This is a genomic window from Nostoc sp. GT001, assembly GCF_030382115.1.
In the GTDB taxonomy this organism is placed as follows: Bacteria; Cyanobacteriota; Cyanobacteriia; order Cyanobacteriales; family Nostocaceae; genus Nostoc.
Genome location: NZ_JAUDRJ010000005.1, coordinates 1 through 9,996, shown reverse-complemented (window position 1 = coordinate 9,996; position 9,996 = coordinate 1). Strand labels below are relative to the sequence as shown.

The window sequence follows — 9,996 nt, the reverse complement described above, 5'->3', positions numbered from 1 at the left end:
GAAAAATTTCTCCCCCATTACACAATGCCTGTTGTTGATTCCCAAAACCCAAANTATTTTCTTGTCTATCCTCAAAGCACNAGTAAAAGAAAGAGCCGAAGCNNNTCGCTAGTGTGTTCCACCTCTTTTAACGTATCGTTATTTGAAGTCATGGGACACCAGAGTAAGTCATTAGCTGCGATCGCCCTAGAAAATGGACTAAAGCAGGGCTATACTAAGCGCCCTTTATCAGAATTAGCGTGTGATAACGCCCTGGGCTGTCTGATTCAAGTGGGTGTATTGCGTCGAGAAGTTGATGGTCGGTGGATTGCGGATAGTTTCCGCCCTCACTCCCTGGGACGCCAGTTGGTGGAACAGTATTTGTGGGGNGAAAATTGGCGGACTGCTTCATGGCCAGATCGTTTATCCGATATTGTGATTCGTTGGTTACGGATACCTTTTTAGAATTAGGACTTACGCAAAACTATACGCTGTAGGGGCAATTCATGAATCATTGGTGTCAACTTAACGGCATAGTAACCAAAGCTGACTCTTGCGCTAACATACTAGCCATTACAGCCCTCGGACTAGACTTCCGACTAAGCGCATCGCCTACGACATTGGCTTTACCCGGATGGTACTCGATATTAACTTTATAGTCCTCGATCAATTCTAACCATCGCCTCTGCCTTAAGTTAAGCTCCTTCTATGAAAATAGATACTTGAGGCTCTTATGGTCGGTCATGACTTCAAACCGAGCACCATACAAATAATGCCTCCAAGTCTTCAATGCGAAAATGATAGCCGCTAACTCCAAATCGTGAGTAGGATAATTCTTCTCAGCAGGTTTCAACTGCCTCAAAGCATAAGCAATAACTCATCCATTCTGCATCAATACGCATCCTAGACCACGAAGTGAAGCATCGCTATAAATCACGAATCCTTCGTTACCCTCTCGGTAGTGCAAGAATAGGCGCTGAAGTGAGCCTATCCTTTAATTCTAGAAACTGCTCTCGCAAGCCTCGTCTCATACGAATTTAACATCCTTTCTGCGTGAGACGAGTCAAAGGCTTAGCGATCTTAGAGAACTTCTCCATAATCTCCTGCACGTACCAGTTGGCTTTTACGAATACTTACTAGGATATGGTACCAGTCGTGGTGACCATAGATTAGTTAGCAGACTTCAATCTCATAATGACACCCTAGCTTCGAGTTAAGATTGAAGAAGAATAATTATAGAGTCGGCTATTCTGAAGTTTATCAGTTCAAAGACTATACGAGTTACGAAGAAAATGAATCCTACTAGTCTACCCCTATAAGGATGGAACATGAATAAGAGTTGGCAGAATCATCTTTAGAAGGTGGGTTCAAGATGGTCTAAAGTCGCAATGTTCTCAAATAGCTAGTTTTTGCCAAAGAAGGAACAATTAAGATTCCTAACAAGGAGTGATAACCGACATCACCACTTACCTCGTAGCGATTGAATGAGAATCCTTATTTTGCTATTCCCATGACTAGGGTTCGTAGAGATTCAGAATTGGAGTGTTCCAAGCTTTGTGAGATGTTTTTCTTTGGGGTTCTCAAGTCGAACTCCACGGCCCACATAAGGCTCATGATTCCCAAGAAAGCTCCCTCTACATTATCGAGAGAATCCATCTCCTAGGCTTAACACTTCTTATTCAAATCTCGGGATCCCTAAGTCAATGTTCATAGTCGAGCGTAGTTAAGACATCCTCATTCTAATGCTCGTAGTGGTTAAGTCTAATTTCTTAGAGGGTACTTACTATAACTCGCATTTGATAGTAGTACAATTATAAGAATCAATGAATAGAGTTAAGCATACTAGTGAGATAAGCTAAGGAATAACTGAAGCTTAACAAAATAAGTTCTTGATCCTTAAATCAAAATGGCGTACACCTTCAAAAGATAAAATACGAGGTACAACATATAAGGTACAAGATATAAGGTACGCTACTATTGGAATACAAGATTACAACACGAGGGATTAAACGTGGTTACATCACTTCTCGAGTAGTCTTCAATATTGGTCCTGCGCCTTTACGTCGAATGGCACTCCGAAAAAGTTCGGGGCATTGCGAACGGACGTGTCCCCGAACTCCGCAATGAAAACATTTCCCATTCTTCAAATAACAGTCACGCTCCATGTGATTGGTGCGGCCACAAATGCCACACCGAGGAGTAGCAGTACCAGTCGACAGTGCCCGTGAAGGAGGGACTACGACAATAGGTGGTGGCCGCCAATGCTTGCCTCCCTTCTTACGCTGCTTCTTCATCTTCTTCCGCCCATTAATCTTGGGGACTAAGCGGTGACGAGGAGTACGAGATGAAGATTCCCCAAACTCCCGCCTCGGGGGCTGTGATGACCGAGGCGGGGAGGTACGACTTCAACCACCGGCGTCTCAACGGGTTGAGTCATATACCTAGACATATCCAAAAGGAGCAAGTTCTGGATCTTAAAGGTCTTTTCCAGAATCTGTAGGTTCAGGAGTAGTCGGTCCATCCTAGACATCTCGGTCACTCTCGATTGAGACATCACTTGGAACCTATAAGAATAATTGAAGACTCGTAAGAACTTAGTCTTAGCTAAAGATGATAACTAAATCAATTGGATTCCTAATAGTCGAATGGAAGTCACAATCGGTTAATGTTATAATATATATAATTTTTGAAAACATTTTTGGGAACCACTTATGTTATGAATCGATTTCGTGCATGTGCTTCGATACCAAGTCGTGGGGACCCGACTTAGAAATCCTCAATTTTTTTTTATACATCAATAATCAATGAGTCGATTGCCAAGCCGAATACCCAAATTCGATATTCAATAATCATCATTCAATTTTTAAACATTTAATAATGTTGCACGTGCATATCATCAGTTCATAAACATAATACTGCTGCGAAAATATAAATACAATATTACAAAACAGACATTTAGAGTTATACAAAATTACATTGCGAAAAGCAGTAGCAAGTTCCAATTATACAAAATACAATTTAACATAATGAAAACATTATGTTTCATTGAGGTCGTCCCGTATAACCTCGTCATAACACGAGCGGTCACGGTCCCCAAGGAAGCATAATATTAACCTTCGACCGTGCTGCGATCCATGACTTATACTATACCAAAATTACACGCTTCGATGGAAGATCCGAATATCTACAACCGAATAACGGGAATGATTCTCGTATCTGCAACCATAAACAAAAAGGTTGTGCATATAATGCAAGCATCAACCCGTATGACAACGGGGTCGGTAGGTGCTATTAATTAAATCATGATTTTAAAATACGTAGGGGTCAATCAATCATTTAAGGGGATCTTTCACTTTATAACTTTACGTAATTTAAATTGTTGTATTCACATTTGCAGAGTACAATCGTGTGTATAAATATATATATATAGTAAATACTAAATATGAGAATCAAACAAGAACACATACCAATATTAGCTATATATATATATATATAAAAATATATATATATATATGTATTCCACAATTATAATTCTACAATAATGTCATAATATAAATGCATGCATGCTCACACGACATCATCAATAAGTATGGCATACACAATACATCATGTTAAATATGTCACATATCAGTTATGCAGCCCGACACTACATAACTTATCATATAAATATATCCGGACGTCCAATCACCTCGTACTCATGACAAGGTCTGCCAATGCGACATGTCCGCTACTTAGCCCGACCGATGGCATTTCACGAGACAATCGTAAAAAGAAAAATGGGTATGGGATGCGACCGGAGAACACAAACTACACGATGAGGTAGTTGATATCATATATAGTTGAGGGGGGTTAAGCCTCCAGGAATCAATACCCCTTCGGCACCTAACCGTGTTCTAAATACGTCGGGATAGCGAGTCCCTAATAAGTCACGAGGCTTGTACCAGCCAAGGAAAATAGTCCATCTCACACATACCTAACGCTTCCTGGTACGGAATGTCATTAGGTAGGGATAATAACCACGACAATGATACCGGCGAACTACGTATGGTGTGGCCCAATAAATATTGGATTGCCATAGTGGCCAAGTGGCCCTACCAGTGTCCAAGTTACCAAGGACGGTTACATTTCACCGACCCCCATACCCCTCCACCTGCGCACACACGTTAGTATTATGCACTTACACCACTTTCAATATTTATTTAATTATCATCATCATCATCATCATTTTAGTGGTTCATGCGTGCACATACTAACATTAAAAATGCACATAGATTCATATAAACGATAGGTACTAAGACACGTGTCATTATGTTGCTCTCGTAGTTGTCCATATATAATATAATATGACGAATAATGTCTATGTATATGATATATATAATAGTGTATCCCATTATTAATTAATTTTATATAATATAAATTGAATGAGATTGTCCAATTATTTAATTCATTTGGCCTTTAGCCCATTTGGAAATAATATTTCACGCACGTGGGTAAATAGTGCTCGAATGAGATTTTATCGCATATCTAATTAAAATTCATTATTGATTATATAATTATTTTGGACATCTATTTAAAATATTAAATCAATTCGGGTCATTTGGCAAATTTCCAAAAAATGCCTTAAACCCTCCCGTGTGGGCGCCTCGTGAGCTCACGCGGGTGAAATTAATTAATTTAATTATTTCGGGGCTTAATAAATAAATAATTTATTAATTAAAAATCGTCGTTAATATTCGTGGCGCTTAAATTATTTATTTATTAATCATCGGGTACAATTTTCCAAATTATGGCGCGTGACGGTACCTCGCGCAAACGGGGTCCAATAATTATTTTTGCGCGCGGGTACCGTTAGCGTCAACGCTAATTATTTTATTTTATTTTATTGCGTGATTATTTTATTTAATTCATTGCGTCTTATGGTTTAAGGACTAAAGTATAATGTCGCGTTTACTCGAGGATTCGCATCGGCCTATTAGGCCTAAGTGTACGACGTGGCTCGCTAATAATATATATATATATATATATATATATATATATATATTATATATATATATACATATATATATATATATATATATATATATATATACATATATATACATATACATATATACATATATATACATATATATATATATATATATATATATATATATATATATATATATACATATATATATATATATATATATATATATATATATATATATATATATATATATATATATATATATATATATATATATATATGTCGAATGGCCTCACCTATTCCATTGGCCTATACATTGGGCCTAACTCACTATACTACACCACTCACCTATACCACACTACACCTCACTACTACCTACACTCACACACTAACTCACCTCACACCCACTCACCAACCACACCCAACATACTACCCACATCAATGGCCGAACTGCCATATGGCAGTTTCGAGTAGGCTCTAATTGGGCCCAAAATCCACTCAAACTCACTCCTAACTCACTCCTAAGCCTACTCCATATACCCACTTAACTCCTACCATCTCTACACTATATCCACTCAACCCAAGTCAACCCACTAAACATCCTTACCCACTGCCATACCAGCTCAGTTGTGGCCGAAATGGCTCATGGTTGGGCCTCAAAATCGAGCTCCAACTCTAGCTTCATATCTCCTCTTCTTATGTATAATTTTGAGTATAATATTTCTTGATTTTTGCAAGGTGTACAAGGCTTGGGATATATTTTTATACACTAAAATTGGTCCATCTAAATATTCGCAAAAATCTGTGATGAATAGTAATTCACGTCCAATTTTTATCAATTTTGTGATTTCGAGCACGAAACGCGCGAGAGATTGATTTATATATTTATTTAACAACATAAGGGGTATAATAATATTATTATGGGTATTATAATAATTATTTTTACAATTTTTATATATATATATAAAATATATATATATGGTAGAAAAATACCCATTTTTACGCCCATTGGGACAAAATTCTTCTCGTTTTTATTTTTCGATTTTTACCAAAATTTAACCAACATCATATAATATTATTTTAAGAAAATTGATGAAGAAAAATTGAATTTCTAAGGCTCCTAGAGGTCCATACACCTCTAGCTCCTTAAAAATCCTATTTTTCCAATTTTCTTCATATTTTTTCCAAACTTGAAAATAAGTTTAAAAATATGTTTTTAAACATTATTAAGTGTTTTAAATACTCTTTTGAGTATATATAATTACCTACATAATTAAAAACATAAATGAAATTAACAACACCTACTTGAATTTTGAGCTTCCTAAACTTGAAAGGAAGTGTTGTTGGAGCTCCTCAAGCTTCTACTTGATTTTTGCTTGAATTGATTTGATCGAAAAGTTTGAGGGTTTCAAACAACACATATATATTTTTGGGTTCAATGTATAGAGGAAGAAGCTAAGGAACATTTTTTCTCAAAGGAAGGAGGCTTGAAAATGAAGTTTAAGAGGTGATTTTCGAGCTTGAAGATGAGCTTAACAATGGTGGTTTCTACATAGCATTTTCGAAATGTCCAATGAAGAAGAAGACTTCTTAATTTAAAGACTAAAAATATAATTTATTTTTCATTTATTTTAATTTCAATGTTGACTTGATCTTGGCCATTGATTTAATCAATGGCTACTAAGTTGACAACACACATCTAACTCCCTTAAAATCCTCCTTTAACTCACTTTTCCATATTTTTAAGGACATAAAATCCCTTAAATAATGGAACTAAGTTGGTTAGTCCAATTTGTTTATAATGGTGTAGTTAGAAGGTAATTATATAGTTAACTTAGTTACAATTACATGAGATAAAAATTTCCTAAGTGTTGGGAAGAATCCTACAAATTGGGAAATTAAAATTACAATTTGAAAGATGATCCCATGATGATTTTTAATGTTGATTGCCCTTAAAATAATTTATCCATATAGCTAAAAATAAGAAATCACAAAAATTCCAAGTTTACACGTCATTTCCAACAAAATTGGAAAAATCCCATAATTGCGTAGTTTTTGGCGAAAAATGTCCGAAATATAAATTTAATATTTTTATGATATTATTTGAGTAAAAATAATATTATTTTAGTCCCATGATTAGAAAAATATCAAATTTGAAAAATCCCAAGTTTCGAGTGCAATTATGGCTATTTTCGCAAAGTTGGAAAAATAAGGCAGTTTTGGCAATTTTTGTTCGTTTGCGTTTGATTAAAATAATTGTTGTACATTTTGGGCGATATATATTCATGGTTGCAAAATACTAGATCAACGCTAGAAAATTGAAGAATTTGACGAAATATGATTTTCTGATAAAATTAGGCAGATACAGCGAAATTGGGACAATTCCGTACAACGAGGAATTTGGGTCGTGACAAAACTTCCCCTCCTTAATAGGAATTTGTCCTCAAATTCGAATGAAATAAGAAAGAAAAGTACATCAGAGACTCGAACAAGTGAGGATACTTGTCTCGCATCTCCGCCTCACGCTCCCAAGTCGCCTCCTCGGAAGAATGATGCTTGCCATAAGACCTTTACCAAAGGAATAACCTTCAGTCCTTAACTTATTCTCTCTCCGATCTAAAATCCGGATCGGCCGCTCAATATACATGTCAAAGTCCTCAATGAAGTAATTGGCTACAACCACCAAGAACATGCGACGGGTCCGGTTCGTACTTTCGGAGCATAGAAACATGAAAGACGCTGTGTATTCTCGACATTTCTAGTGGTAACTCTAAGCGATAAGCAACATTTCCTACACGAGAGAGGATCTTGAAAGGTCCGATAAATCACGGATTCAACTTTCCTCATTTATCGAAATGAAACGCCCTTCGTGGGGAAACCTTGAGAAAAACATTATCACCCTCGACGAAAACTAGATCTCCACGCCTCTTATCTGCATAACTCTTACTGCTTTGTCTGCACGTAGTCAAGCAGTCGCAAAAGCCTTGAATTACATCTATACATCCTTCGTACCATTTCGGGGCCTAAAAGTTGCTTTTCCCCACTTCATCCCAACAAATCGGTGAACGACACTTACGCCCATATAAAGCTTCGAACGGTGCCATCCCGATGCTCGCTTGAAAACTATTATTATACGCGAACTCGATCAATGGAATGTGACTATCCCAAGCGCCTTTAAAATCTAGGACACAAGCACGTAACATATCCTCGAGGAATTTGAATCGTCCTCTCAGATTGTCCATCGGTTCGGGGATGGAAAGACGGGAACTCATCAATAACTCATACGCCCAGGCTCATTGCAGGTGCTTTCCAGAAGTTTGACGTGAATCTAGAATCGCGATCGGATACAATTGATACGGGGCTCCATGATAGCAGAATGATGGTATCCATAAACTAATCTAGCTAATTTATCCAATGAATACGTCATTGCGATCGAAATGAAGTGCGCCGACTTGGTTAAACGATCAACAATAACCCATACCGCATCATGGCCACCACGAGTCTTCGGAAAAGAAGTTACAAAATCCATTGCTATATTTTCCCACTTCCATTCGGGGATAGGAAGAGGCCGTAATAATCCACCGGGTTTCATGTGTTCGGCCTTAACCCTCCGGCATGTGAGACATTTAGCAACGAACTCGGCTACATCTTTCTTCATTGTCGGCCACCAAGTTCCTCTTCGGATCTTGATACATCTTTCGTTACCCCGGATGAACGGTATAACGAGTAGCATGTGCTTCCTCGAAGAATTAACCTCTTCAACTCCGCATTAACGGGCACGTAAACCCGATCTCGAAACAGTAAAACACCATCGTTGCGAATTTCGAAAAAGATTTTGTTTCCCCAAGTCAAGCGAGCTCACGCCACTTAATAGCCATTGTATCGGATACTTGTGCCTCCTTGATCTTCTCAAGGAGTAGAGGATAAACTCGAATATTTGCAAACATTACTCGAGTGCCATCTTCTACGGCCTCTTTCGGTTGCCGATTATGAATTAGAGTAACCAAAGATGATTCTTGCGCTAACATGCTAGCCATTACGACCTCGAATCTAGACTTCCAGACTAAGCGCATCGGCTACGACATTGGCTTTACCCGGATGGTACTCGATATTAACTTTATAGTCCTCGATCAATTCTAACCATCGCCTCTGCCTTAAATTAAGCTCCTTATGAGAAACAGATACACGAGGCTCTATGGAGTCGGTCGTGACCTCACAGGAGCGAGCACCATACAAATAATGCCTCCAAGTCTTGATGCGAAGACGATAGGCTGCTAACTCCAAATCGTGCGTAGGATAATTCTTCTCGGCGGGTTTCAATTGCCTCGAAGCATAAGCAATAACTCGTCCATTTTGCATCAATACGCATCCTAGACCACGAAGTGAAGCGTCGCTATAAATTACGAATCCTTCGTTACCCTCTGGTAGTGCAAGAATAAGTCTTGAAGTAAGCCTATCCTTTAACTCTCTGAAAGCTGCTCTCGCAAGCTTCGTCCCATTACAAATTTAAACATCTTTTGTGTGAGACGAGTCATTGGTTTAGCGATCTTAGAGAATCCCTCGACAAATCTCTTATAGTAACAGGTAACCCAGGAACATGAATCTACGTTACGGTTGCCGGTCTCTCCCACTCTCGAGACTGCTTGAATCTTCGAAGGATCAACTGCAATACCTTGTTGCTGAAATTACATGGCCTAAGAATGCCACACTTTTCGACGAACTCACATTTGCTGAACTTGGCATAAAGTTGTTGCTCACGGAGAACTACGAGAACGGTCGCGAGGTGTTCTTCATGCTCGCTATCCGTGCGAGAATAAACCAGAATATCATCGATAAACACTACCACAAATCGATGTTAAGTAGGGTTGGAACACCCTATTCATCGGTGCCATAAATACTTGCTGGTGCGTTTGTCAAACCAAACGCATGCATTATGAACTCAAAATGGCCGTAACGAGTGCGAAATGCAGTCTTCATAACGTACGCATCTTTGACTCGTATCGATGATAACCTCGGTTCGAAGATCGATCTTAGAGAATATGGAGGAA

The 9,996-nt window shown here is 38.1% G+C and carries 4 protein-coding genes; 1 reads left to right on the top strand and 3 read right to left on the bottom strand.

All coding sequences use genetic code 11. The features are described from left to right. The first annotated feature begins 24 nt into the window (after positions 1-24). Positions 25-444, top strand: a complete 420-nt coding sequence (locus QUD05_RS33855) for an Npun_F0494 family protein (protein ID WP_289800165.1) — start codon at positions 25-27, stop codon at positions 442-444. 241 nt (positions 445-685) lie between these two features. Here the strand turns inward: QUD05_RS33855 and QUD05_RS34245 are convergent, their stop codons facing one another. From QUD05_RS34245 to QUD05_RS34235, 3 genes are all read right to left on the bottom strand, one after another. After that, on the bottom strand, positions 686-853 hold the full coding sequence (locus QUD05_RS34245) for an RNase H-like domain-containing protein (RefSeq protein ID WP_354666196.1): 168 nt from the start codon (positions 851-853) through the stop codon (positions 686-688). A gap of 8,145 nt (positions 854-8,998) precedes the next feature. Beyond that, positions 8,999-9,454 (bottom strand): Ty3/Gypsy family RNase HI domain-containing protein, encoded by a 456-nt coding sequence (locus QUD05_RS34240; protein ID WP_354666195.1) that lies wholly within the window; start codon positions 9,452-9,454, stop codon positions 8,999-9,001. Positions 9,455-9,551: 97 nt separating this feature from the next. Continuing rightward, on the bottom strand, positions 9,552-9,788 hold the full coding sequence (locus QUD05_RS34235) for a reverse transcriptase domain-containing protein (RefSeq protein ID WP_354666194.1): 237 nt from the start codon (positions 9,786-9,788) through the stop codon (positions 9,552-9,554). Positions 9,789-9,996: the final 208 nt, after the last annotated feature.